Annotated in this window: 17 protein-coding genes, 1 tRNA gene and 1 pseudogene; 11 read left to right on the top strand and 8 right to left on the bottom strand. The window is 60.6% G+C overall.

Going from position 1 to position 24,297, the window contains the following annotated elements; all coding sequences use genetic code 11:
* Nucleotides 1-60: 60 nt before the first annotated feature.
* Together L2I46_RS18250 and L2I46_RS18245 are read right to left on the bottom strand one after the other, a co-directional pair.
* Nucleotides 61-1,302: pseudogene (locus tag L2I46_RS18250) on the bottom strand (tyrosine-type recombinase/integrase).
* A gap of 150 nt (nt 1,303-1,452) precedes the next feature.
* Nucleotides 1,453-1,537 (bottom strand) — tRNA-Leu (locus L2I46_RS18245).
* Between the two features lie 604 nt (nt 1,538-2,141).
* Here L2I46_RS18245 and L2I46_RS18240 point away from each other — a divergent pair.
* The 8 genes from L2I46_RS18240 to L2I46_RS18205 all read left to right on the top strand — a co-directional run bounded on the left by L2I46_RS18240 (nt 2,142) and on the right by L2I46_RS18205 (nt 10,522).
* Nucleotides 2,142-2,816 (top strand): carbonic anhydrase, encoded by a 675-nt coding sequence (locus L2I46_RS18240; protein ID WP_236948115.1) that lies wholly within the window; start codon nt 2,142-2,144, stop codon nt 2,814-2,816.
* Nucleotides 2,813-4,282, top strand: coding sequence for a SulP family inorganic anion transporter (locus L2I46_RS18235; protein ID WP_236948114.1), 1,470 nt, complete (start codon nt 2,813-2,815; stop codon nt 4,280-4,282). The genes L2I46_RS18240 and L2I46_RS18235 overlap by 4 nt, the downstream gene beginning before the upstream one ends.
* Before the next feature lie 111 nt (nt 4,283-4,393).
* Complete coding sequence (gene ahr / locus L2I46_RS18230; RefSeq protein WP_023291784.1) at nt 4,394-5,413, top strand: NADPH-dependent aldehyde reductase Ahr; 1,020 nt, start codon at nt 4,394-4,396, stop codon at nt 5,411-5,413.
* A 130-nt stretch (nt 5,414-5,543) separates the two neighbouring features.
* Nucleotides 5,544-6,428 carry a carbohydrate ABC transporter permease gene (locus tag L2I46_RS18225; RefSeq protein ID WP_004146807.1) on the top strand — a complete coding sequence of 295 codons (885 nt, stop codon included), beginning with the start codon at nt 5,544-5,546 and terminating at the stop codon, nt 6,426-6,428.
* The gene (locus tag L2I46_RS18220; RefSeq protein WP_040152710.1) at nt 6,418-7,305 is read left to right on the top strand and encodes a carbohydrate ABC transporter permease; all 888 of its coding nucleotides are present in this window, start codon (nt 6,418-6,420) and stop codon (nt 7,303-7,305) included. Before L2I46_RS18225 ends, L2I46_RS18220 begins: the two co-directional genes overlap by 11 nt.
* A gap of 10 nt (nt 7,306-7,315) precedes the next feature.
* Nucleotides 7,316-8,140: a phosphodiesterase gene (locus L2I46_RS18215; RefSeq protein ID WP_032454677.1), complete on the top strand. Its 825-nt coding sequence runs from the start codon at nt 7,316-7,318 to the stop codon at nt 8,138-8,140.
* Nucleotides 8,141-8,145: 5 nt separating this feature from the next.
* Nucleotides 8,146-9,219 carry an ABC transporter ATP-binding protein gene (locus L2I46_RS18210; RefSeq protein ID WP_032454676.1) on the top strand — a complete coding sequence of 358 codons (1,074 nt, stop codon included), beginning with the start codon at nt 8,146-8,148 and terminating at the stop codon, nt 9,217-9,219.
* Nucleotides 9,212-10,522 (top strand): ABC transporter substrate-binding protein, encoded by a 1,311-nt coding sequence (locus L2I46_RS18205; RefSeq protein WP_236948113.1) that lies wholly within the window; start codon nt 9,212-9,214, stop codon nt 10,520-10,522. Before L2I46_RS18210 ends, L2I46_RS18205 begins: the two co-directional genes overlap by 8 nt.
* Nucleotides 10,523-10,688: 166 nt before the next feature.
* Here the strand turns inward: L2I46_RS18205 and iolE are convergent, their stop codons facing one another.
* The 4 genes from iolE to iolD are packed head-to-tail and all read right to left on the bottom strand — an operon-like array spanning nt 10,689 to nt 15,538.
* Nucleotides 10,689-11,588, bottom strand: a complete 900-nt coding sequence (iolE, locus tag L2I46_RS18200) for a myo-inosose-2 dehydratase (RefSeq protein WP_064157718.1) — start codon at nt 11,586-11,588, stop codon at nt 10,689-10,691.
* A gap of 23 nt (nt 11,589-11,611) precedes the next feature.
* Nucleotides 11,612-12,496 carry a sugar phosphate isomerase/epimerase family protein gene (locus L2I46_RS18195; protein WP_004152193.1) on the bottom strand — a complete coding sequence of 295 codons (885 nt, stop codon included), beginning with the start codon at nt 12,494-12,496 and terminating at the stop codon, nt 11,612-11,614.
* 41 nt (nt 12,497-12,537) lie between these two features.
* Entirely contained in the window at nt 12,538-13,551 is a 1,014-nt protein-coding gene (locus tag L2I46_RS18190; RefSeq protein WP_236948112.1) for a Gfo/Idh/MocA family protein, read from the bottom strand.
* A gap of 46 nt (nt 13,552-13,597) precedes the next feature.
* A complete protein-coding gene (iolD, locus tag L2I46_RS18185; RefSeq protein WP_023291779.1) occupies nt 13,598-15,538 on the bottom strand; it encodes a 3D-(3,5/4)-trihydroxycyclohexane-1,2-dione acylhydrolase (decyclizing) in 1,941 nt (646 codons plus the stop codon).
* A 505-nt stretch (nt 15,539-16,043) separates the two neighbouring features.
* Here iolD and L2I46_RS18180 point away from each other — a divergent pair.
* Entirely contained in the window at nt 16,044-17,957 is a 1,914-nt protein-coding gene (locus L2I46_RS18180; protein WP_023291778.1) for a bifunctional 5-dehydro-2-deoxygluconokinase/5-dehydro-2-deoxyphosphogluconate aldolase, read from the top strand.
* 151 nt (nt 17,958-18,108) lie between these two features.
* Nucleotides 18,109-18,966 (top strand): MurR/RpiR family transcriptional regulator, encoded by an 858-nt coding sequence (locus tag L2I46_RS18175; RefSeq protein WP_004206536.1) that lies wholly within the window; start codon nt 18,109-18,111, stop codon nt 18,964-18,966.
* A 1,728-nt stretch (nt 18,967-20,694) separates the two neighbouring features.
* Here the strand turns inward: L2I46_RS18175 and iolB are convergent.
* Both iolB and L2I46_RS18165 read right to left on the bottom strand, forming a co-directional pair.
* Nucleotides 20,695-21,504 carry a 5-deoxy-glucuronate isomerase gene (gene iolB, locus L2I46_RS18170; RefSeq protein ID WP_023291777.1) on the bottom strand — a complete coding sequence of 270 codons (810 nt, stop codon included), beginning with the start codon at nt 21,502-21,504 and terminating at the stop codon, nt 20,695-20,697.
* An 18-nt stretch (nt 21,505-21,522) separates the two neighbouring features.
* On the bottom strand, nt 21,523-23,028 hold the full coding sequence (locus L2I46_RS18165) for a CoA-acylating methylmalonate-semialdehyde dehydrogenase (RefSeq protein WP_023291776.1): 1,506 nt from the start codon (nt 23,026-23,028) through the stop codon (nt 21,523-21,525).
* A gap of 351 nt (nt 23,029-23,379) precedes the next feature.
* Between L2I46_RS18165 and L2I46_RS18160 the strand changes: the two genes are divergently transcribed.
* Nucleotides 23,380-24,201: a TIM barrel protein gene (locus tag L2I46_RS18160; RefSeq protein ID WP_017900562.1), complete on the top strand. Its 822-nt coding sequence runs from the start codon at nt 23,380-23,382 to the stop codon at nt 24,199-24,201.
* Nucleotides 24,202-24,297 lie beyond the last annotated feature (96 nt).

Below are 24,297 nucleotides of genomic sequence, written 5' to 3'. Positions count from 1 at the left end.
CGTTGGATTTATCTAGCGGTTTTTAATACGTGCCCAATTTTTAGTGCATAAAAAAACCATTCAAGCGTTGTTATTAGAATAGTCATATGGTGTAATCTTTTGGGAACGATTGGCATCGATAAAATCAGCCCACCATTGTACCATTAAACGCCGCTCGTCTAAATGTTCAGATGTATGAATATATGCCGCACGTACACTGTTACGCTCAGAATGACTTAACTGACGTTCTATTGCGTCATCGCTCCATCACCCTGACTCACCGAGCGCACCACGGGCCATCGTTCTAAACCCATGCCCACAAACTTCAGTTTTCGTGTCATAGCCCATCGCACGTAATGCACTATATCGTGTTTTCGCTCATAACCTTAGTTGCGTCATGATCACCCAGAAAAAGCAGCTCTTTATCACCACTAATCTGCATTAACTAGGCAAACAAAATAATCGCATGCCGACTAAGCGGAACGATATGCTCTTCTTACATCTGCATGCCACGGTATGAGTAACGCACGCCTTTAATTTCTTCTCGCTTTGCAGGTACACGCCAAAGAGATTTATCGAAATCAAATTCTTCCCAACGAGCAAAACGCAACTCACTTGAACGCACAAAAGTTAATAAGGAAATCTCAACCGCAATCCGTGTCATTATGCGGCCACGATATGCAGCAAGACGAGCAAGAAACTCAGGGAACCGGCTGGAGGATAAAGCAGGGTAATGTCGCGCTTTGGTTGTCGATAACGCACCGGCCATATCACTGGCTGGATTTGAGTCGATGTAATCATTCTGTACGGCGTAACGCATTATGTCCGTGACGCGCTGTTGCAGGCGCTGAGCAACATCGTGTTTACCGCTGGCATCAACTTTTTTAATCGGAGCTAACAGGTGGCTGGTTTTGAGCTGACGAATATCGGACGAACCGATATAAGAGAAGATATAAAGCTCAAGATAGCTAAGAACGCGCGATCGATGGTCTTCACTCCAGCGCTTGTTACTGGCATGCCATTCGCGAGCAATATGCACCCGAATTCTCAGCCTGAGCTTCTTTCTGTTCGGCTTTTGGGTCAATGCCCTGTACTAACAGCTTTTTAGCTTCGTCGCGCTTGGCTCTTGCCAGAGCAAGCGTCACAGTAGGCCAAACACCAAATGTGAGGCGATCCTCTTTCTTGTCGGAGGGCGTCGGTATTTCATGCGCCAGTATTTAGACCCCTTGGCCGAAACCTCGAGATACAACCACCGCCACCGGCCATTTTGTAGTTTTTGTTTTTTGGTTTTGCGGTCTCGATCTGTCTGGCGTTGAGCTTCATTTGGGGCACATTTCTAATCGAAGTTAAGATGCCCCCAATGACACCCGGATTTCAACGGACAACCTCGGACGACTCAGGACGTGAAAATCGCTGCAAACATTGATTTTAAAGGGATAATTTTATTTGCTCGGATAATCTTGGAAGTACTTTTGGTGCCGAAGGCCGGACTCGAACCGGCACGTATTTCTACGGTTGATTTTGAATCAACTGCGTCTACCGATTTCGCCACTTCGGCACTGAAGGGGATGCGGAAACGTTCTGGATTATACCTGTCGGCGGCGGCCATGCAAGCGACAGCGTGTCGTCATTGCGCTAAGTGTTGAAAAAAACAGCGCTATCCTGCGCGGCGTCACCTTTTGCTGTAGTTCCACAGCGCGACGGCCACCAGCAACCCTCCTCTCACCCTCACGCAAACTCAGCTCCGCCTGCCAACCACATCCCATTACCCCTCAGTAGCACCTAACCCCACCCAACCACCATCCAAACTTATCTCAAATTTTTCTCACTACATTCTCAATTCCATACCCTCAACACAACCCAACGTTCCCCACTCATCCCCAAAATCCACTCCCCAACTATTCTCCCAACCCCACCCGCCATCATTCCGATATATTCCAGAAAGCTCTAGCCAATGCCTTTTTGTTATTCATCCGTTCCGCAGCAGGATATTAATTTCATCAATATTTTTATAACTTTACATTAATGAAAAGTTTTCTTTTTGCCGTTTAATCCAGGATTTTCCTCAGGCGTGAAGGGTTCCGGTAAACACTATTTTTACTAGTCGCTGTACGAGTCTTGATGGACATATTCACTCGATGAATTAACTCAGGAGAATACTTGTGGCGACGTTAAAACCTTTGCTGGCCCGCAACCGCAGCTGGGCGCTGCAGAAGTGTCAGCATGACCCGGACTATTTCGAAAAATGGGTCGACGGGCAGCGGCCCCACTCGCTGTGGATCGGCTGCTCAGACAGCCGCGTTCCCGCCGAGGTGCTCACCGGCAGCCAGCCCGGCGAGCTCTTTGTCCACCGCAATATCGCCAATATGCTCGACCCCGCCGACGACAACGTCATGAGCGTCCTGCAGTATGCCCTCCACTACCTTGAGGTGGAGCGGGTGGTGCTCTGCGGCCACTACGGCTGCGGCGGCGTGCAGGCGGCGCTCTCTCTGCCCACCCTGCCGCTGGCGCAGGAATCCTCGGCGTTGGCTCGCCGCATCGGCCAGCTGCGCCACACCCTGCATCACGAAATTGCGCAGATCGCCGATGGATGTGGTGTTGCGGCCTCCTCCGGCGCCAGCGCCGGCACCGACGCGGAGCGCTCTCGCCATGCGCTGGACGCCCTGGTGGAAGCCAACGTTCGCGCCCAGTTTGCCCGTCTGCTGGAGAGTGAGCCGGTGCAGACGGTGCTCGCCAGCGGGCGGCCGCTCAGCCTGCACGGCTGCGTCTACGATCTGGCTTCCGGCCATTTAACCACCCTCGTCGAACACCTCTCACCGCAGGAGCACGCCCCATGAACACACTTCGTCAGGACTCTCTCGCCGGCATCGTCGTCTTCCTTGTCGCCCTGCCGCTGTGCCTCGGCATCGCCCAGGCCAGCGGCTTACCGCCCTTCGTTGGCCTGCTGACCGGCATCATCGGCGGCCTGGTCGTCACCGCCCTCAGCCCCTCCCGCTTCGCCGTCAGCGGCCCCGCCGCCGGACTGGTCACCATCGTCGTCGCCGCCATCGAATCCCTGGGTTCCTTCTCCGTCTTCCTGATGGCGCTGGTGCTGGCCGGCGTGCTGCAGCTGCTGTTCGGCATTCTGCGGGCTGGGCGTTTTATCTCGCTGGTTCCCGCCAGCGTCATCAAAGGCATGCTGGCGGCGATCGGCATCCTGCTGATTATGCAGCAGATCCCCGTCGCGCTCGGTACGGCGGAAGAGACCGGGCTTGCCGATGTGTTTCAGGGCAATGCCGCTTTCTCCGTCACTGCGATTGCCGTCGCCGCGGGCGGCCTGCTGGTGCTCTGGCTCTGGGGCTCGCCGCTTATCCGCCGGGTGAAGAGCCTGCGCTGGATCCCCGGGCCGCTGATCGCCGTCCTGCTCGGCTGCGTGACTACCCTGCTGCTGACCCATTTTGCGCCGCAGCAGCTGGCCGCTCTGCCGCGTATTACCCTGCCGGCGTTCGGCAGCCTCGGCGACCTGCTGGGCGAGCTGGAGTCTCCCGCATGGAGCGCGTGGCGCAATCCGTCGGTGTGGGTGGTGGCGGTGACCCTGGCGCTGGTCGCCAGCCTCGAAACCCTGCTCAGCCAGGAGGCGCTGAAAAAGCTGCGCCCGCAAAATCCGCCCCCTTCGCCGAACCGCGAAATGGTCGCCCAGGGCGTCGGCAACCTGCTCTCCGGCGTGCTGGGGGCGATGCCGATCACCGCGGTGATCGTCCGCAGCTCGGTGAACGTCAGCAACGGCGCGCAGAGCAAACTGTCGATCTTTATCCACGGCGTGCTGCTGTTGATCTGCGGCCTGTGGTTTAGCGGCCTGCTGACCCTGATCCCGCTCGCCAGCCTCGCCGCCGTGCTGCTCTATACCGGCTATAAGCTGGCGACGCCGCGGCTGTTCATCGAGCAGTTCCGCCAGGGGGCAGCGCAGTACGTCCCCTTCCTCGCCACCATCGGCGGGATTATCGCCTTCGGTATGCTGGCGGGGATCGGGATTGGTCTTGCCACCCAGATGGCGTTCAGCCTCTGGCGCAGCCATCGCCACTCGCTGCAGCTGGCGCGCTACGATGACCACTACGTGCTGCGCATCCAGCAGAATCTGACCTTTATGCACAATCCGCATCTGCTGGCCCTGCTGGCGAAAATTCCGGAAAAGAGCGTGGTGATCGTCGAGCACGACAGCGTCGGCTACCTCGATCCGGACGTGCAGGCGGTGCTGGATGATTTTGCCGAGAGCGCCCCGCAGCGCGGCATCCGCCTTAATCAGTGGCCGCTGGCCAGCCGCTGACCTTAACGGGCGGCTGGTCCGCCCGCTTCGCTACCCCTCCGATTGCCAAGCGCCGGGGAATACCATGCTCTACACTTTCTGGGTTATCACGCCAACCCCAAGGAAATAAACATGAGCATCATTAAAAGCTACGCCGCCAAAGAAGCGGGCGCCGAACTGTCGCTGTGGGAATACGATGCCGGCGAGCTGCAGCCGGAAGATGTCGAAGTTGAGGTGGAATACTGCGGGATCTGCCATTCGGATCTGTCGATGATCGACAACGAATGGGGGATGTCGAGCTACCCGCTGGTGGCCGGTCACGAGGTGATTGGCCGGGTGGCGGCGCTGGGCAGCGCGGCGCAGGATAAAGGGCTGAAGATTGGCCAGAAGGTCGGCATCGGCTGGACGGCGCGCAGCTGCGGCCATTGCGACGCCTGCATCAGCGGCAACCAGATCAACTGCCTGGAAGGCTCGGTGCCGACCATTCTCAACCGCGGCGGCTTCGCCAATAAGCTGCGCGCCGACTGGCAGTGGGTGATCCCCCTGCCGGAGAGCATCGATCTGGCGTCCGCCGGCCCGATGCTATGCGGCGGCATCACCGTCTTTAAACCGCTGCTGACCCACCACGTCACCGCCACCAGCCGCGTCGGGGTGATCGGCATCGGCGGTCTCGGCCATATCGCCATTAAGCTGCTGCGGGCGATGGGCGCGGAAGTGACCGCCTTCAGCTCCAACCCGGCCAAAGAGCAGGAAGTGCGGGCGATGGGCGCCGATCGCGTGGTCAACAGCCGCGATCCGGAAGCCTTAAAGGCGCTGGCCGGTCAGTTCGACCTGATTATCAACACCGTCGCCGTCGACCTCGACTGGCAGCCGTACTTTGAAGCACTGGCGTACGGCGGCAACTTCCACACCGTCGGCGCGGTAATGAAGCCGTTCCCGGTGCCGGCCTTTACCCTGATCGGCGGCGACCGCAGCATCTCCGGCTCGGCGACCGGTAACCCGTCCGAACTGCGCACGCTGATGAAGTTCGCCGGGCGCAGCAAGGTGGCCCCGACCACCGAGCTGTTCCCGATGTCGCAGATTAACGAAGCGCTGAAACACGTTCGCGAAGGCAAAGCCCGTTACCGCGCGGTGCTGAAAGCCGACTTCTGATGGTTCTCTCCCGCCGGGCGGCCCGCTCGCCCGGCGTTTTTCCCGTCGCTTCATCAAACCGTCATCTCCCCGCCATGCCTCTGTAGTCATTGCTTCCCACAATCCGGGCTTCGATAAATGGCTGAACGAGATGCGCGTCACCATGAGAAAGACCTGGCTTCCCTGGCTGATCCTGTCGCCTTCCCTGCTGTTTTTACTGCTGTTTACCTGGTTCCCGCTGGGGCGTTCGGTGTATGACAGCCTGTTTGATACCCGCATGGCCAGCGACGGCGCGCAGTACGTCGGGCTGGATAATTTCGCCCGCCTGTTTGCCGATAACGTCTTCTGGCAGTCGCTGGGCAATAACCTGCTCTATATCCTGCTGACGGTGGTGCCCGGGGTGACCCTCGCCCTGCTGCTGGCGGTCGCCCTGAGCGAGAACCATCGCGTTAACCGCTGGCTGCGCACCGCCTTCTTCTTCCCGATGATTATCCCGATGGTCAGCGCCGCCGCGCTGTGGCTGTTTATCTTTATGCCCGGCCTCGGCCTGCTCGACCACTATCTGGCGAAGCTGTTCGGGCCGATGAACAACAACTGGCTGGGGCGCAGCAACAGCGCGCTGCTGGCCCTGGCGCTGATCGGCGTGTGGAAGTTCGCCGGCTACTACATGCTGTTTTTCCTCGCCGGGCTGCAGAGCATTCCGGCCTCGACGCGGGAAGCGGCGCTGATGGAAGGGGCTACCCGCACGCAGGTCTTTTTTAAGGTCACGCTACCGCTGCTGCGCCCGACCCTGAGCTTTGTGATCACCACCGCGCTGATCTACTCCATCACCCAGATCGACCACGTGGCGGTGATGACCCGCGGCGGGCCGGACAACGCCACCACCGTGCTGCTCTATTACATCCAGAATCTCGCCTGGGATACCCACGACCTCGGCAAAGCCTCCGCCGCCACCTTCCTGACCCTGGCCGGGCTGTTCGCCTTCTCGCTGATTAACCTGAAACTGCTGGAGAAAGGAGCCCACTATGAGCGCTGAAATCTCGCCGCTGCTGGTCCGCACGCCCGCCGCCGCCCGTCCGCTGTGGCTGCGCCTGCGCCGCTCGTCGCCCTTTACGCTCACAGTATTAATGTGCTGCCTGGCGCTGCTGTGGATCAGCCCGTTTATCTGGATGCTGGCCACCTCGTTCAGCGCCACCACCTTCGGGGAAGATATGGCCTCACTGCTGCCGCGCCTGCCGCTGACCCTCGATAACTTCCGCGACGCCTGGAACAGCGCCGACTGGCTGAGCCTGTACGCCAACACCCTCATCTTCACCTTCGGCACCTTCTTCGTGCAGCTGTTGACCATCACCACCGCCGGGTACGTCTTCGCCTGCCATGAGTTTCGCGGCAAGCAGACGCTGTTTCTTCTGTTCCTGGTGCAGCTGATGATCATGCCGGTAGTGATGATGGTGCCGAACATGCTGACCCTGAAAACCTTCGGCCTGCTTAACACCCTCACCGGGGTGATGATGCCCTATTTCACCTCGGCGTTCGGCGTGTTCCTGATGCGTCAGGCGTTCCTCGCCATTCCGAAAGAGCTGGAGGAGGCGGCGCTGATGGAGGGCTGCCGCTGGTGGCAGGTGCTGTTCCGCGTGCTGCTACCGATGTCCTGGCCGTCGGTGCTGGCCTTCGCCACCGTCAGCATTACCTACCACTGGAACGAGTACCTGTGGCCGCTGATGATGCTCAACGATCCCGATAAGCAGGTGCTGACCGTCGGGCTGGTCTCCTTCGCCATGGGCGCCGAATCCGGCGGCCAGTGGGGCACCATCGGCGCCGGCACGCTGATGGTCTGTCTGCCGCTGATGCTGGCGTTCATCCTTTTTCAGAAACAGTTCCTGCGGAGCTTCGGCTTCTCCGGGATCAAATAAGGAGTGATTCATGCTGTTAGCGCACATTTCCGATACCCATTTCCGCAGCCGCGGCGAAAAGCTGTACGGCTTTATCGACGTCAATGCCGCCAACGCCGACGTGGTCTCCCAGCTTAACGCGCTGCGCGAGCGTCCGGACGCGGTGGTGGTGAGCGGGGATATCGTCAACTGCGGCCGCCCGGCGGAGTATCAGGTGGCCCGCCAGATCCTCGGCAGCCTGAACTATCCGCTGTATCTGATCCCCGGCAACCACGACGACAAAGCCCATTTTCTGGAGCATCTTCACCCGCTGTGCCCGCAGCTGGGCAACGATGCGCAAAATATGCGCTATGCGGTGGATGACTTCGCCACCCGCCTGCTGTTTATCGACTCCAGCCGCGCCGGCACCTCGAAGGGCTGGCTGACCGACGAGACCATCGGCTGGCTGGAAGCCCAGCTGTTCGAGGGCGGCGACAAACCGGCAACGGTGTTTATGCACCACCCGCCGCTGCCGCTGGGCAATGCGCAGATGGACCCGATCGCCTGCGAAAACGGCCACCGTTTGCTGGCGCTGGTGGAGCGTTTCCCGTCGCTGACGCGCATCTTCTGCGGCCACAACCACAGCCTGACCATGACCCAGTATCGCCAGGCGCTGATCTCCACTATCCCCGGCACCGTCCATCAGGTGCCGTACTGCCACGACGACACCCGGCCCTATTACGACCTCTCCCCGGCCTCGTGCCTGATGCACCGCCAGGTCGGCGAGCAGTGGGTGAGCTACCAGCACTCGCTGGCCCACTACGCCGGGCCGTGGCTGTATGACGAAAACATCAGTTGCCCAACGGAAGAGCGCTAACCGCCATGCTCAGTCTGCAAAACATCAGTAAACGTTTCGACGGTAAGCCGGCGCTCAGCGCCCTGTCGCTGGATATTCACGAAGGCGAATTCGTGGTGCTGGTCGGCCCGTCGGGCTGCGGGAAAAGCACCCTGCTGCGCCTGCTCGCCGGCCTGGAGTCGGTCAGCGAAGGCCAAATCTGGCTGCATGATGAGAACATCACCGCCACCACGCCGCGCGAGCGCAACTTCGCGATGATCTTCCAGAACTATGCCCTGTTTCCGCATCTGTCGGTGCGCGACAACATCACCTTCGGCATGAAGGTGCGCAAGGAAGAGAAAAGCAGCTGGCAGCCGCGGGTGGACAACGTGGCGCAGATGCTGCAGCTGGAGGCGCTGCTCGACCGCAAACCGGCAAAGCTCTCCGGCGGCCAGCGCCAGCGGGTGGCGATGGCCCGGGCGATCGTGCGCAATCCGCGGCTGTTCCTGATGGACGAGCCGCTCTCCAACCTCGACGCCCGCCTGCGCAGCGAAGTGCGCGACAGCATTATGGCGCTCCATCAGCAGCTGAAAACCAGCACCATCTATGTGACCCACGACCAGACCGAGGCGATGTCGATGGCCGACCGCATCGTGGTGATGAACGGCGGCCACGTGCAGCAGGTCGGGCGCCCGGAGTATCTCTACGCCAACCCGGCCAACCTGTTCGTCGCCGGATTTATCGGTTCGCCGGCGATGAACCTGCTGTCGCTGCCCTGCGCCAACGGTGAAGTAGTGTTGGGAGAACAGCGCCATCCGCTGCCGCCGCGCCACCGGGATCAGACCCGCGTCTGGCTGGGCATTCGCCCGGAACATATTACCGACCGCGTGGAGGAGGGCCATCTGCGCCTGCCGGCCACCGTTCTGCAACGAGAACTGATGGGAGCCGATTACCTGCTCCACGTCAGCACCCCGATCGGCACCCTGCGCTTTAGCCGCCGCCACCGCGGCACGGTGCCGGAGAAAGGCGAGTCGCTACCGATCGGTTTTTCACCTGCCGATGTGCATCTTTTTCATGCTGAGACCCAGCATAATTTACTGATGGAGTGTAATCATGTTTAAACCTCTTACGGTAGTCGCGGTTGGCCTCAGTCTTGCCCTGAGCGGCGCGGCGCTGGCGAAAGAGAAAATAGACTTCATGTTCCCGGCGCCGGTGGACGGCAAGCTGACCATGGAGATGACCCGCGTCATTAAGCAATTCAACGACTCGCAGCAGGATGTGGAAGTGCGCGGCATCTTCACCGGCAACTACGACACCACCAAGATCAAAGCCGAATCGGCGCAGAAGGCCGGCCAGCCGCCGGCGCTGGTGATCATGTCCGCTAACTTCACCACCGATCTGGCGCTGAAGGATGAGATCCTGCCGATGGATGAGTTGTTTAAATATGGCGATCAACAGGCCGGCGATTTTCTGCAAAAAGAATTCTGGCCCGCGATGCATAAGAACGCCCAGGTGATGGGCACCACTTATGCGATCCCGTTCCATAACTCGACGCCGATCCTCTACTACAACAAGACGATGTTCGATCGGGCCGGGATCAAACAGCCGCCCCAGACCTGGGCCGAGCTGCTGGCCGATGCCAAAAAGCTGACCGACGAGAGCACCGGCCAGTGGGGGATCATGCTGCCGTCGACCAACGACGACTACGGCGGCTGGATCTTCTCGGCGCTGGTGCGCGCCAACGGCGGAAAATACTTTAACGAAGATTATCCGGGCGAGGTTTATTACAACTCGCCGACCGCCATCGGCGCCCTGCGCTTCTGGCAGGATCTGATCTACAAGGACAAGGTGATGCCGTCCGGGGTGCTGAACTCGAAGCAGATCAGCGCCGCGTTCTTCTCCGGCAAGCTCGGGATGGCGATGCTCAGCACCGGCGCGCTGGGCTTTATGCGCGAGAACAGCAAAGACTTTGAGCTTGGGGTGGCGATGCTGCCGGCCAAAGAGCAGCGCGCGGTGCCGATCGGCGGCGCCAGCCTGGTGAGCTTTAAAGGCATCAACGAGGCGCAGAAGAAAGCGGCGTATCAGTTCCTGACCTATCTGGTGAGCCCCGTCGTGAACGGCGCGTGGAGCCGCTTTACCGGCTACTTCTCGCCGCGCAAGGCGTCATACGATACGCCGGAGATGAAGGCCTATCTGCAGCAGGATCCGCGGGCGGCGATCGCGCTTGAGCAGCTGAAGTACGCCCATCCGTGGTACTCCACCTGGGAGACCGTGGCGGTGCGTAAAGCGATGGAGAACCAGCTGGCGGCGGTGGTTAACGATGCCAAAGTGACGCCGGAAGCGGCGGTTCAGGCGGCGCAAAAGGAAGCCGACGCGCTGATGAAACCTTATGTGGATAAAACCGCGCTGGCGGAAGTGAAGTGACGCTTTACCCGTCATTGTCCCCCTCACCCCGGCCCTCTCCCTGAGGGAAAGGGAACTGTCCGGCGCCGGGGTTAAGATCCAGTCAGGCGGTTTGCAAGCGGGAACAGGGATTGAGAAAGGAAAAAAAGCAGGCCATACCCGGTATGGCCTGAAAATGTCACAACGATTAGATCCCTGCCGTTTCGCGGATATATTTGCGCGCTTTTACGGCGTATTCGAAAGGATTGGCCAGAGCAGGATCCTGCTCGGCTTCCACCACCATCCAGCCTTTATAGCCAAAGTCGTCCAGCAGCTTGAACACAGGACGGAAATCGATCACCCCATCGCCCGGGACGGTGAAGGTGCCTTTTTTCACGCCGTCGAGGAACGACAGGCCGTCGCGGCGCACCTGGTCGATCACCGGCGGACGGACGTCCTTCAGGTGAACGTGGTTGATGCGCGGCAGATACTTTTTGAGGATCGCCAGCATCGGCGCTTCGCCGCCTTCGGAGTACCAGGCGTGGCCGGTGTCGAACAGCAGGAAGACGCGCTCGTCCACCAGCGACATAAACTTGTCGATTTCCGCAGTGGTCTGGATGCCGGTGCCCATGTGGTGGTGCAGACAGACCTGCATCCCCTTCTCCGCCGCCAGGCGACCAAGGGTGTTGTAGCCTTCCGCCACCCGCTGCCACTCTTCTTCGCTGAAGCACGGCTTCGCATCGCCGAGGATCGGCTTATCCAGCCCCTGAATGCTGCCGCTCTGCTCGGAGCAGCCAATCACTCTCGCGCCCATCGCATGGAGGAAGTTCATGTGATTGACGAATTCATCAATGGTTTTTTCCCGCTGGCCGTTAGCGAAAAAGGTGCTGAACCAGGCGTTGCAGATCTGAATGCCGCGGATGTCCAGCATCGGCTTGAGAACCGCCGGATCGCGCGGATATTTGCTGCCGACTTCGCTGCCGGTAAAGCCGGCCAGCGCCATTTCGCTGACGATCTGCTGGAAAGTGTTTTCGCTGCCGAGCTCCGGCATATCATCGTTAGTCCAGCCGATCGGGGCGATAGCCAGTTTGACGTTATCTTTGTTCATAGTAGGGCTCCTGCCGCTGCGCCTTACCGGCGCAGCAATTCACGTTCAATGAGTTCACGGGTTTCCACTGCCTGGTATTTCATTTTTTCCGGGTAGCCAAACAGCGAGGTGGCGACAATCGGCTCCCCGCCGACCTTGAAGGTCTGCTCGGCGAATTTCATTTCGCGCAGGGTGCGGAACAGCGCGTCAAAATCCACATCCCCTTCCCCGACGCCTACGTGCTGGTGCACCACGGCATCCACGCCCGGCGGGTTAACGATATAGCGGCAATGTTTCGTATGATTGCGGGTATCCGCAATCAGGACATGGGAGAGATCGCTCCCGGCATAGCGCAGCATGCTCGCCACGTCGCCGACGCCTTTGTCGTAGAAAAAGGTGTGCGGCACGCTGTAGACGTACTTCACGTTATCGCTGCGGAACGACTTCACGATATCGACGGTTTCATTGTTCTCTTCGCAGAAATCCCAGGGATGCGCCTGGATCTCCACGCGGATGCCTTCCCGCTCAAAAATCGGCAACAGCTCTTCCATCGAGCGATAGAACATTTCATCGCAGATCTCAGGCTGATTCGGATCGCCGGAGAACTCGGTGTTGATCACCTGAACGCCCATCTCCACCGCAATTTCCACCAGCCGTTTCCAGTTTTTCACCGCCGCCTGGCGGCGCAGTTCGTCCGGGCCGGACCAGCGGTAGACGCAGATAAACGACGACAGCTCAAGACCGGTATCGCGCAGCGCCTGCTTGTACTCGGCCATGATCTCCCGGCTGGCGCGCGGGTGCTTGTAGAACGGGTTTATCTGCGGGTGCGGCGACTGTTCAATGTACTTGTAGCCCCACTCCGCTACCTGATGGACCATGCGGGTGATCCCGAGGTCCTTAATCACATCCACATCAAAGGCAATTTTCATCGTCGTTACCTGTGCAAAGAAGTTCCGTCGGCAAAGCGTGCTTAACGTTTGTAGAATGCCGGGCACTCAGGCAGCGTCACCTCAACCGGCTCGCTGGTTCCCTGCGCTTTAATGCAGGCGTCCGCCGCTACCGACGCCGCGTAGCCGTCCCAGGCCGACGGGCCGTGCAGCTGACCGGCTTTGACGTCGTTGATAAAGGCCTGCAGCTCGACGTCGTAGGCTTTGATAAAGCGGTCTTTCCAGTCGGTCAGAATAGCGGTCGACAGGCTGGCGGACTTGCGCATCTGGACGGCAGACGGCTCCGGCAGACGGGCAATCCCGGTCTCGCCGACCACTTCGCACTGGATGTCATACCCGTACTGGCAGTTCACGAACACCTCGACGTCGATCAGGGTGCCTTTTTTGGTTTCAAAGGAGACGATCTGCGGATCTTTCAGGCGCGCATGGGTGTGCGAGGTGGAGCGCGGGAAGCGCACCTGCACGGAACGGTAGTCATCGTTCAGCAGCCAGCGCAGCACGTCCAGCTCGTGGATCAGGGTGTTGGTGATCGCCATATCGGTGGTGTAGTTCTCGCCAACCGACTGGTTGCGGTGGGCGCAGCGCAGCATCAGCGGCGCGCCGATATCGCCATCGTCGATCACTTTTTTCAGCGCCAGATAGCCTTCGTCGTATGGGCGCATAAAGCCAACCTGCACCAGGCGACGGCCGGCCTTCATTTCAACATCGACGATACGGCGGCAGCCTTCCGCAGACATCGCCAGCGGTTTTTCGCAGAACACCGGCTTACCGGCGGCGATGGCGGCCAGGGTGTACTCTTCGTGGGTCGGGTCCCAGGAGGTGACCAGGATGGCATCGACATCGCTGGCGTTAATCACGTCGTGGCCGTCGGCGTAGACTTCCGCCTGCACGCCCGGCAGCGCGACCGCCGCACGGGCGTTGTCGGCATTGATATCAGACACCGCCACAACGGTGGCGCCCTGCAGAACCTGGGTGCAGCGACGGATGTGTTCTTTACCGATAGCGCCAGCGCCGATGACACCTAATTTGAGCGACATAATGGTTTTCTCCGTAAGTCTGTAGGATTCAGGGTGGATATTCGTTTTAGTAATCACGCGCCTGGGCGCGCTTTTCATTAATCATTTGCGCAACTTTGCGGATCCGCTCTGAGAGCGCCGTCTGGGCGACCCCGACGTTCCACCAGCTGCCGTATTTGTGCACCATGGTCTTCGGCAGCACTTTAATATCAATCAGGGTGCTGACCGTTTCGCGACGGGCGGCGTCCAGCGCGTGGCGCAGTTCGTCCAGGGTGGTGACGCGCCAGGTTTTGCAGCCGTAGCCGGCGGCGATGGTGGCGAAGTCCACCGGCACCAGACCGCCCTGCAGCTGGCCGGTTTCCGGCTGGCGGTAGCGGAACTCGGTGCCGAAGCTGTCCATCCCGTGCTCCATCTGCAGGTTGTTGATGCAGCCGTTGGCCATGTTGTCGAACAGCACGACGTTGATCTTCGCCCGCTCCTGCAGGGAGGTGACCAGCTCAGAGTGGAGCATCATGAACGAGCCATCGCCGACCAGGGAGTAGACTTCGCTCTGCGGCTGCGCCAGCTTCACCCCCAGCGCCGCGTTGACTTCGTATCCCATGCAGGAGTAGCCGTATTCCACGTGATAGGTGTTTTCCGCGCGGTTACGCCAGACGCGCTGCAGATCGCCGGGCAGACTGCCCGCCGCCGCGACGATCACCGCCTCGGCCGGCAGCGTTTCATTCAGCACCCCGAGGACGCTGCTCTGGGTCAGGGTGGAGTCGGTGATCTGGCGGAACTCGCGATATACCGATTCGCGATCGAGATGATCGTCGATCTCCGGCACAAAGGATTTCTCCTGCCACACCGCCTGGTACACGCGCTGGGTCTCTTTTAACTGACGGCTCTGCACGCTCTCGATCTGCGCGCCCCAGCCGGCCTGCCAGCCGCTGTCCGCCAGCGCCGCGTCGAGGGCGGTCATCGCTTCCCGGGCGTCCGCCAGCATGGCAATGCCGTCCAGCTTCCAGGCGTCGAAGTTGCTGACGTTAATATTCAGGAAACGCACCTCCGGGTGCTGGAAAATCCATTTCGAGGCGGTGGTAAAATCGCTGAAACGGGTGCCGACGCCGATCACCAGGTCGGCCTCTTTCGCCAGCAGGTTCGCCGCCAGACAGCCCGTCTCGCCGACGCCGCCGACGTTCAGGGGGTGAGAAGAGACCACCGTCCCCTTCCCGGCCTGGGTTTCGGCAAAAGGCACTCCGTAGCGCTCGGCGAAACGGGACAGCGCTTCGCCCGCGCCGGAATATTTCACCCCGCCGCCGCAGACGATCAGCGGTTTACGGCTGGCTTTGATGGCCGCCACGGCGTCCGCCAGCTGCGCGGCGCTGGCCGGGCGGCGATCGAGACGGTGTACGCGACGCGCAAAGAAGGATTCCGGGTAGTCCCAGGCTTCGCCCTGCACATCCTGCGGCAGGCACAGCGTCACTGCGCCGGTTTCCGCCGGGTCGGTCAGGACGCGCATGGCGTTGATGCAGGCGCTCATCAGCTGTTCCGGGCGGGTAATGCGGTCCCAGTATTTGCTGACCGCGCGGAAGGCGTCATTGGTGCTGATGCTGAGATCGTAGCTCTGTTCAATCTGCTGGAGCACCGGGTCCGGCTGGCGGGTGGCGAAGACATCGCCCGGCAGCAGTAGCAGCGGAATGCGGTTGGCGCTGGCGGTGCCGGCGGCGGTGATCATGTTGGCCGCCCCCGGGCCGATGGAGGAGGTGCAGGCGATAATCTGCCGGCGCAGGGCCTGGCGGGCAAAGCCGGTGGCCGCGTGGGCCATCCCCTGCTCGTTGCGCCCCTGATAGACGCGCATGTCGCCGCTATCCTGCTCCAGCGCCTGCCCCAGCCCCAGGACGTTGCCATGGCCGAAAATCGCAAAAATGCCTTTCACGAACTTCAGCTCTTCGCCATCCACTTCCAGGTACTGGTTATCGAGGAACTTCACCAGCGCCTGCGCCGTTGTCAGTCTCAGTTTGCCCATGTTGCACAATCCTTATTGTTCAGTATTTGTGTGTGGCGTCGCGCCGATGCCGCCGGGGCCGTCGTTCACGTCACTGGAATACCTGTGGATTATAGGCAAACATTTTTTTCATTAAATACAAATACAGAAGAAATATTTCATTTTGCGAGAAGGATCAAACTCTCTACCCATTTCATACGTTTCACTTACATTCCTGACACGTTTTCGGGCCCTTTTGGGCGGCGCCAGACGGCAATATCCCCTTAAAAATCATAGGTAAATGGCTATCGTTTGGCGTTTCATTTTTCTCCGGGTCGACAGTGGGGGCGATCCGCGCTAACGCGAGGCTCAGTGCGGCAGAGTGGTAGATCCCTCACACTTTTGGTTTTTTAATTTCGAACGAGTTTGCAAATGAAATATTTATTTCTCAAACTAAGGGTAACCAATAACCCTCAGGCTGTTCACGGAGTCGACGTCGGGATCCCGACCCTTCCAGGCAGCAGACACCAAAAAGGAAATCCTAGCTATGAATGCAGCAGTAAAGCGGCTCGACGTCATCTGTATAGGTCGGGTGGCCGTCGACCTCTATGCCCAGCAGATCGGTTCGCGGCTAGAAGACGTTGCCAGTTTCTCGAAATATCTGGGCGGCTCCTCCGGCAACGTGGCCTTTGGCACCGCGATTCAGGGGCTGAAATCGGCCATGCTGGCGCGCGTTGGCGATGAACACAACGGCCGTTTCCTGCGTGAAACGCTCAACCGCGCCGGGGTGGATACCGAGTATCTGATTACCGACAAATCCCGCCTGACCGCGCTGGTGATGCTGGGGATCAAGGATCAGGAGACCTTCCCTCTGATTTTCTACCGCGATAACTGCGCCGATATGGCCTTAACGCCTGACGACATCAGCGAGGAGTATATTGCCTCCTCCCGGGCGCTGGCGGTGACCGGCACCCACCTGTCGCACGCCAACACCCGCGCCGCGGTGCTGAAGGCGCTGGAGTACGCTCGCCGTCACGGCCTGCGTACCGCGCTGGATATCGATTACCGTCCGGTGCTGTGGGGGCTCACCTCGCTCGGCGATGGCGAAACCCGTTTCATTGAGTCCGGGCCGGTCACCAGCCAGCTGCAGGAAGTGCTACATCTGTTCGATTTGGTGGTGGGGACCGAAGAAGAGTTTCATATTGCCGGAGGCAGCACCGATACCCTGACCGCGTTGAAAAATGTGCGCCATGCCACCAAAGCCACCCTCGTCTGCAAGCGCGGGCCGATGGGCTGCGTGGTGCTGGAAGGCGACATCCCGGACAGCTGGGACCAGGTGCCGCTGCAGCAGGGCGTGCGCGTGGAGGTGCTTAACGTGCTGGGCGCCGGGGATGCCTTTATGTCGGGCCTGCTGCGCGGCTGGCTTAACGACGAGGGCTGGGAGCAGGCTTGCCGTTACGCCAACGCCTGCGGGGCGCTGGTGGTCTCCCGCCACGGCTGCGCGCCGGCGATGCCGACCAAAGTCGAACTCGATGACTACCTGCAGCGCGCCGAATCGGTGCCGCGCCCGGACGTCGACGAGCGCCTCAACCATCTGCACCGGGTGACCAGCCGCCGCCAGCAGTGGCCGGAGCTGTGCATTTTCGCCTTCGACCATCGCAAACAGCTGGCCGACCTGGCGCGGGAGACCGGGCGCGATGAAGCCTGCATTCCGCAGCTCAAGCTGCTGTTGTTGGCCGCGGCCGAAGCGGCGGCGCAGGAGGCGGGTCTTGACCAGCGCAGCGGCATTCTGGCCGACGGCACCTACGGCCAGCGTGCGCTGAACGCCATTACCGGCAAGGGCTGGTGGATCGGTCGCCCTATCGAACTGCCCAGCTCGCGCCCGCTGCGTCTGGAGCATGGCAACATCGGCTCGCAGCTGATCGACTGGCCGCTGGAGCATGTCGTCAAATGTCTGGTCTTCTATCACCCGGACGACCCGGCGGCGCTGCGTGAAGAGCAGGACGCTCTGCTGCTCGAGGTGTGGCAGGCCTGTAACAAATCAGGCCACGAGCTGCTGCTGGAGGTGATCCTCCCGGAAAATGGCCCGGACAAAGACGAGCGCCATTACCACACCATGCTGGAGCACTTCTATCAGCTGGGGATCAAGCCGGACTGGTGGAAGCTGCCGCCGCTCTCCAGCGCCAGCTGGCAGCAGATCACCGCCCTTATCGAGCGCGAAGATCCGTGGAGCCGCGGGATCCTGATCCTCGGTCTCGATGCGCCTTCCGATAAACTGCGCGCCGGTTTCGCCGAAGCGGCCGCACACCCGATGATCAAAGGTTTCGCCGTCGGGCGCACCATCTTTGGCCAGCCGTCGCGGCGCTGGATGCAGGGCGAGCTCAGCGATGAGGCGCTGATAGAGGAAGTGAAACGCAACTACCTGACGCTTATTGGCTACTGGCGCGAAGCCCGCCGCTGATCCCCCAACGCCCGTCTCCGTCACCTTGCGGAGCGGGCGTTTTTCTGTTTCTTCGTGAAATGAATCGCGTATTTCGTCGCAATAAATGAAAAATTCGCTTCATTTGGTACACTGGAAGCCATATTCCTTCCATTTTCTCAGAGCGCACTCTATGGCCAATAACCCAACACAGCTGACCATCCTGCAGGATGAAATCAGGCGTCGCTACGATACGTTAAGCAAACGTCTGAAACAGGTCGCCCGCTATATCCTTGATAACAGCAATAGCGTGGCTTTCGATACCGTGGCCTCCATTGCGCAACAGGCGGACGTTCCCCCTTCCACGTTGATTCGTTTTGCCAACGCCTTCGGCTTCAGCGGCTTTAACGAAATGAAACAGATGTTCAAGCAGCATTTGATGGAAGAGACCGCCAACTATACCGAGCGCGCCCGTCTGTTCCGCCAGACCACCAGCGATGAGTCCAGCCCGCCGGAAACGCCGACGGAAATCCTCAATATGTTCACAATGGTGAACAACCAGGCGCTGCAGCAGCTGGCGATGCAGACCTCCAGCGATGAGCTGGAGCGCGCAGTGGCCCTGTTGGGCGAGGCGGAAAATATCTACGTCATTGGCCTGCGCCGGTCGTTCAGCGTCGCCTCCTATCTGACCTATGCGCTACGCCACCTCGATCGCAAAGCCTTTCTGATCGACGGCCTCGGCGGCATGTTCACCGAACAGCTGAGTCTGGTCGGCCCGAAAGACGTGGTGGTGGCGGTGAGCTTCTCGCCGTACGCCCGGGAAGTGGTCGAGCTGGTGGAGCTGGGCGCGCAGCGCAAAGCGCGGCAGATCGCCATTACCGACAGCCAGGTCAGCCCGCTGGCGGCCTTCAGCGATGTCTGCTTTGTGGTGCGGGAAGCGCAGGTGGATGGCTTCCGTTCGCAGGTTGCTTCCCTGTGCCTGGCCCAGACGCTGGCGGTTTCGCTGGCGCTGAACAGCAGTCAGGAGTCCGAGGCCAAGCAGAAGGCGTGAGATAGGCCGCCTGGCGTCGATTGCGCGGCGGCGCGGGATAAGCCTGCGGGGGGGATGCCGTAGGCCGGATAAGCGTAGTCGTTGTGGGCCGGATAAGGCGAAGCCGCCATCCGGCACAAAGGAGGTTGCGTGCCAGCGATCATCGCCCGGTGGCGCTGCGCTTACCGGGCCTACGAGGTATGAGCCTGTAAGAGGACCCTGTAGGCCGGATAAGCGTAGCGCCATCCGGCACAAGACGGGTATGGCGCCAGAGGTGTCCTGCCCGGCGGCGCTGCGCTTGTCGGGCGTGTGATATATGCGCCTGCGGGTCGCCGTAGACACTGTTTTCGGTTTGCAACTTTCCCGGCCAGACAACGCGTTTATCACCTGTCACTTCAGTGAAATTTGCGCTCCCGGTTAATTTTCTGCGTTATGCCTGGCATGGCGCAGGGAGCGCACAGGGGGCGGCCAGTCGCCGCCGCCCCCTGTACCCCCGGGCTCCGGCCAGCAAAATCGCCGCTACGCGGTACCTTCGACTTATCCCTGCAGGCTTCGGGTCGGGCCGAGGCAGCGTCCGTGCAAAACACGGCCCTCAGCCCGCATCCATGCGGGCTGCCCCGGCCTTCCGGGAACGTCTCAGCGATTTTGAGGCCGTCAGCACCGGCAGTTTCAGTCGCGCAAGTGGGTAAATCAAGGACAGGTCGCACGACCCCTCCAGGCCGGGTCAGGCGCAGCCGCCACCCGGCAACATGACGGGTATCGAGCCTGATATCTTGCCCGGCGGCGCTGCGCTTGCCGGGCCTGGGGTATATGCGCCTGCGGGTCGCCGTAGACACTGTTTTCGGTTTGCAACTTTTCCGGCCAGACAACGCGTTTATCACGTGTAACTTCAGTGAAATTTGCGCTCCCGGTTAATCGTCTGCGTTATGCCTGGCATGGCGCAGGGAGCGCACAGGGGGCGGCCAGTCGCCGCCGCCCCCTGTACCCCCGGGCTCCGGCCAGCAAAATCGCCACTGCGTGGTCCCTTCGACTTATCCCTGCAGGCTTCGGGTCGGGCCGAGGCAGCGTCCATGCAAAACACGGCCCTCAGCCCGCATCCATGCGGGCTGCCCCGGCCTTCCGGGAACGTCTCAGCGATTTTGAGGCCGTCAGCACCGGCAGTTTCAGCAACAATGGTGAATAAATTAACGACAGGTCGTACGAACGTAGGCCGGGTAAGGCGCCAGCCGCCACCCGGCAACATGACGGGTATCGAGCCTGATATCTTGCCCGGTGGCGCTGCGCTTACCGGGCCTACGAGGTATGAGCCTGTGAGAGGACCCCGTAGGCCGGATAAGCGTAGCGCCATCCTGCATAAAAACGGCGACGGTGTTTGCGGTGTCCTGCCCGGCGGCGCTGCGCTTGCCGGGCCTACGAGGTATGAGCCTGTGAGAGGACCCCGTAGGCCGAATAAGCGTGGCGCCATCCTGCATAAATACAGCGACGGTGTTTGCGATGTCCTGCCCGGCGGCGCTGCGCTTGCCGGGCCTGGGAGGTATGAGCCTGTGAGAGGACCCCGTAGGCCGGATAAGCGTAGCGCCATCCGGCACGGCCACGGGTACGGTGCCTGACTGCCCGGCAACGCTGCGCTTGCCGGGCCAGGAAGTGGGATTCCGCGGACCCTTTCGCTAAAAAACACCCGCAGCCCATAGACAAGAAGGCCGGTTAGCATCGCTAACCGGCCTTTTTTATCGGCATCTGCGCGTCACGTTAGTCGTGGCGCGGATATTCCGGGGTGTTGATCCAGGCGTGGTCCTCTTCCCAGGTGAACAGCCATTTCCGATCCGGCCCGGCCATGACGTTCAGATAGTAGCTGTCGTAACCGGCAATCGCCGCCACCGGATGGTAACCGCGCGGCACCATCACCACATCGTGGTTATAGGGCGCCATGCAGGCGTCCAGGCTGCGGTCGTCGGTGTAGACCCGCTGGAAGGCAAAGCCCTGCGGCGGATCGAAGCGGTGATAGTAGGTCTCTTCCAGCTGCGTCTCTTTGCCCGGCTGGGCGGTATCGTGCTTATGCGACGGCCACGAGCTGGTGGCCCCTTCGTCGGTGTAGACCTCGACCACCAGCAGGCAATCCGCCTCGGCGCTGTCCGGCAGAATGTTATGCACCCGGCGCTGGTTGCGCCCTTTCCCGCGGTGCTCCACGCCGACGTCTTCCGGCCGAATCAGGCGTGCCGGGAAGCTGCCTTTGCCCGGCGCGCTGCACACCGCCAGCTCCAGATCGGAATCGGCGGTCACCTCGACCCGATCCTGCGGCGGCACGTACACCGACCACGGCGGGGTACGTTCAAACGGCGACATCCGTTTACCGAGATTCGGGAAATCGGCCTGCTGCGTTTTCACCGACGCCAGGCCAGCGACCAGCACCAGGCACAGCTCGCGATCGCCGCTCTCCAGCGTCACGGTCTGCCCTTTTTTCAACATCCAGACATCAAAGCCGATATAGCGCCAACCGGCGCTTTGCGGCGTAATATGCTGGATCTGTCCCTCTTTTCGCGATTTAGCCAGTAACGACATGGCGTTCTCCTTCGCCGATTAACCTAACGTCGGCATGCTGAATTCAGATACGGTCTGCTGCCCTGCCGGCCAGCGTACGGTGGCGGTCTTCATGCGCGTGTAGAAGCGCACGCCGTCCGGCCCGTGGACGTTCAGCGCGCCAAACACTGAGCGCTTCCAGCCGCCGAAGCTGTGGAACGCCATCGGCACCGGGACCGGCACGTTCACCCCGACCATCCCCGCCTGCACGTCGTGGACGAATTCACGCGCGGTGTGGCCGTTGCTGGTGAAGACGGCGCTGCCGTTGCCAAACTCGTGGCTGTTGACCAGTTCGAGGGCGCTGTCATAGTCCGCCGCGCGCACAATCCCCAGCACCGGGCCAAAGATCTCTTCGCGCCAGATGGTCATCTCCGGGGTGACGTGATCGAACAGGGTGCCGCCGATATAATAGCCCGCGTCGTAGCCCGGCACGCGCAGTTTGCGGCCATCGACCACCAGTTTTGCCCCTTCGCTTTCGCCTTTATCAATATAGCCGAGCACTTTTTTCTGGTGAGTATCAGACACCACCGGCCCCATCTCGTTCTCTTCCTGGCCGCGCATGCAGCCCGGGCCCACTTTCAGCGCTTCCACCAGCGGCTTCAGGCGAGCGATCAGTTTGTCGGCGGTTTCATCTCCCACCGCCACCACCACCGGCAGCGCCATGCAGCGCTCGCCTGCGGAACCGAAGGCGCCGCCCATAATGGCGTTAACGGTGGCGTCGAGATCGGCATCCGGCATCACTATCGCGTGGTTTTTGGCGGCGCCGAAGGCCTGCACGCGCTTGCCGTGGGCGCTGGCGGTCTTATAGATATACTCCGCCACGCCGGAGGAGCCGACGAAGCTCACCGCCGCAATGCGCGGGTCAGTGTACAGCTGCTCGGCATCTTCATTGCTGCAGTGCACGACGTTAAACACGCCGTCCGGCAGACCGGCCTCTTTCAGCAGCTCTGCCAGACGCACGGCGGCCGTCGGCGCCAGCGCCGGCGGCTTGAGGACGAAGCTGTTGCCGCAGGCCAGCGCCAGCGGGAACATCCACATCGGCACCATCGCCGGGAAGTTGAACGGGGTGATCCCGGCCACCACGCCCAGCGGCTGCATCAACGAGTAGCTGTCGACGCCGGTGCCGACGTCAGAGGAGTATTCGCCTTTAATCAGGTGCGGGATCCCGCAGGCGAATTCGACCACTTCCATGCCGCGGGTCAGCTCGCCCAGCGCATCCGACCACACTTTGCCGTGCTCGCTGACGATGATCCCCGCCAGCTCTTCCACGTGCTGCTCCAGCAACATTTTAAAGTTGAACAGCACGCGGGCGCGGCGCAGCGGCGTGGTGCGAGACCAGCTGTCAAACGCATCGCGAGCAACCTGAATCGCCTCAGAGACTTCCTGCGCGGTCGATACCGTGACTTCGCGCACCGCTTTGCCCGTCGCCGGATCGTACACCGGCATCGTTTCGTTGCTGCTGCTGATAACGGTTTTCCCGCCAATAAAGTTTCCTGTGATCGTCATGTTCTCGCCTCATAGTGAAGAGGGCCAGCGCACGCCGGCCCGTCGCTGATTCTGCTGTGCTATAACCGTAGTAAAATGAAATTTATATTTCAACATTGTTGTGAAATGAAATTTCATTTTGGTGATAACAGTCGCATTTTGCGCTCACGCATCGCTTACGCGCTTCCCCCATCGAGCCGCGCCGCCTCGCGATACCTGGCTCCCGGTCCCGGTCGCTCCCGCCGCGGCAGCCGGGAATATTTTGCGAGGCAGCTCAAACAATCATCATTTTCATTCTTGCTTATTTTGGAATAAACGTTTTGACTGTTAGCCAATTGAACGAACCCAACCCTCTTCCGTCAGGAGTGTCCTATGGCCATCGCAATGCAACGTTTTTGTATTAACCGCAAAATCGCGCCAGCGCTCAGCATTGAAGCGTTTTTCCGTCTGGTGAACCGTCTGGGCCTGAATAAAGTCGAGCTGCGCAACGATTTACCCAGCGGGAAAGTGACCGACGATCTGAGCCATCAGCAGGTGCGCGAGCTGGCGGCGCGTTACCACATCGAGATCCTGACGATTAACGCGGTCTATCCCTTTAACCGCCGTAGCGAAGAGGTGCGGCAGCTGACCGAGTCGCTGCTGAAAGAGGCCCAGGCCATCGGCGCCAAATCGCTGGTGCTCTGCCCGCTCAACGACGGCAGCGAGGTGCCGGCCAGCGACACCTTAGGCGCCCTGCGCGACCTGGCGCCGCTGTTCGCCTTCTACGGCATCCACGGCCTGGTGGAGCCGCTGGGCTTCCCGCAAAGCTCGCTGCGATCTGCGCACCAAGCGCAGACGCTGATCCATGACGCCCGCGTGCCGTTTAAGCTGCTGATCGACACCTTCCATCACCATCTCTACCCGCAGGCGGCGGACGAGTTCAGCCAGGTGGAGGTGGCGGATATCGGTCTGGTGCACCTCTCCGGGGTGGACGATACCCGTCCGCGCGAGCAGCTCACCGATGCCGAGCGCATCATGCTGACGCCGCAGGATCGCCTCGGCACCTGCGAGCAGGTTAAAGCGCTGGAAGCCCGCGGCTATCAGGGGGTATACGCTTTTGAACCCTTCGCTCCCGAGCTGGCGCAGTGGAGCGAAGCGGATATCGAGCGCGAAATTGAGCAGAGCATTGCGCTTATCCAACGCCACTGCGCCTGAGGCCTCTCGCGACAGCGTGCGCGGCGCGTGACGATTTCCCCAACGCCGGACGACGAGGTTGCCTATAATCGTCGCAGGATAAATGGAGGAATCGAT

Source organism: Klebsiella sp. 2019SCSN059 (assembly GCF_021739525.1).
Classification (GTDB): domain Bacteria; phylum Pseudomonadota; class Gammaproteobacteria; order Enterobacterales; family Enterobacteriaceae; genus Klebsiella; species Klebsiella quasipneumoniae.
The sequence above is the reverse complement of the archived record's forward strand: the minus strand, read 5'-3'. Positions and strand labels throughout refer to the sequence as shown.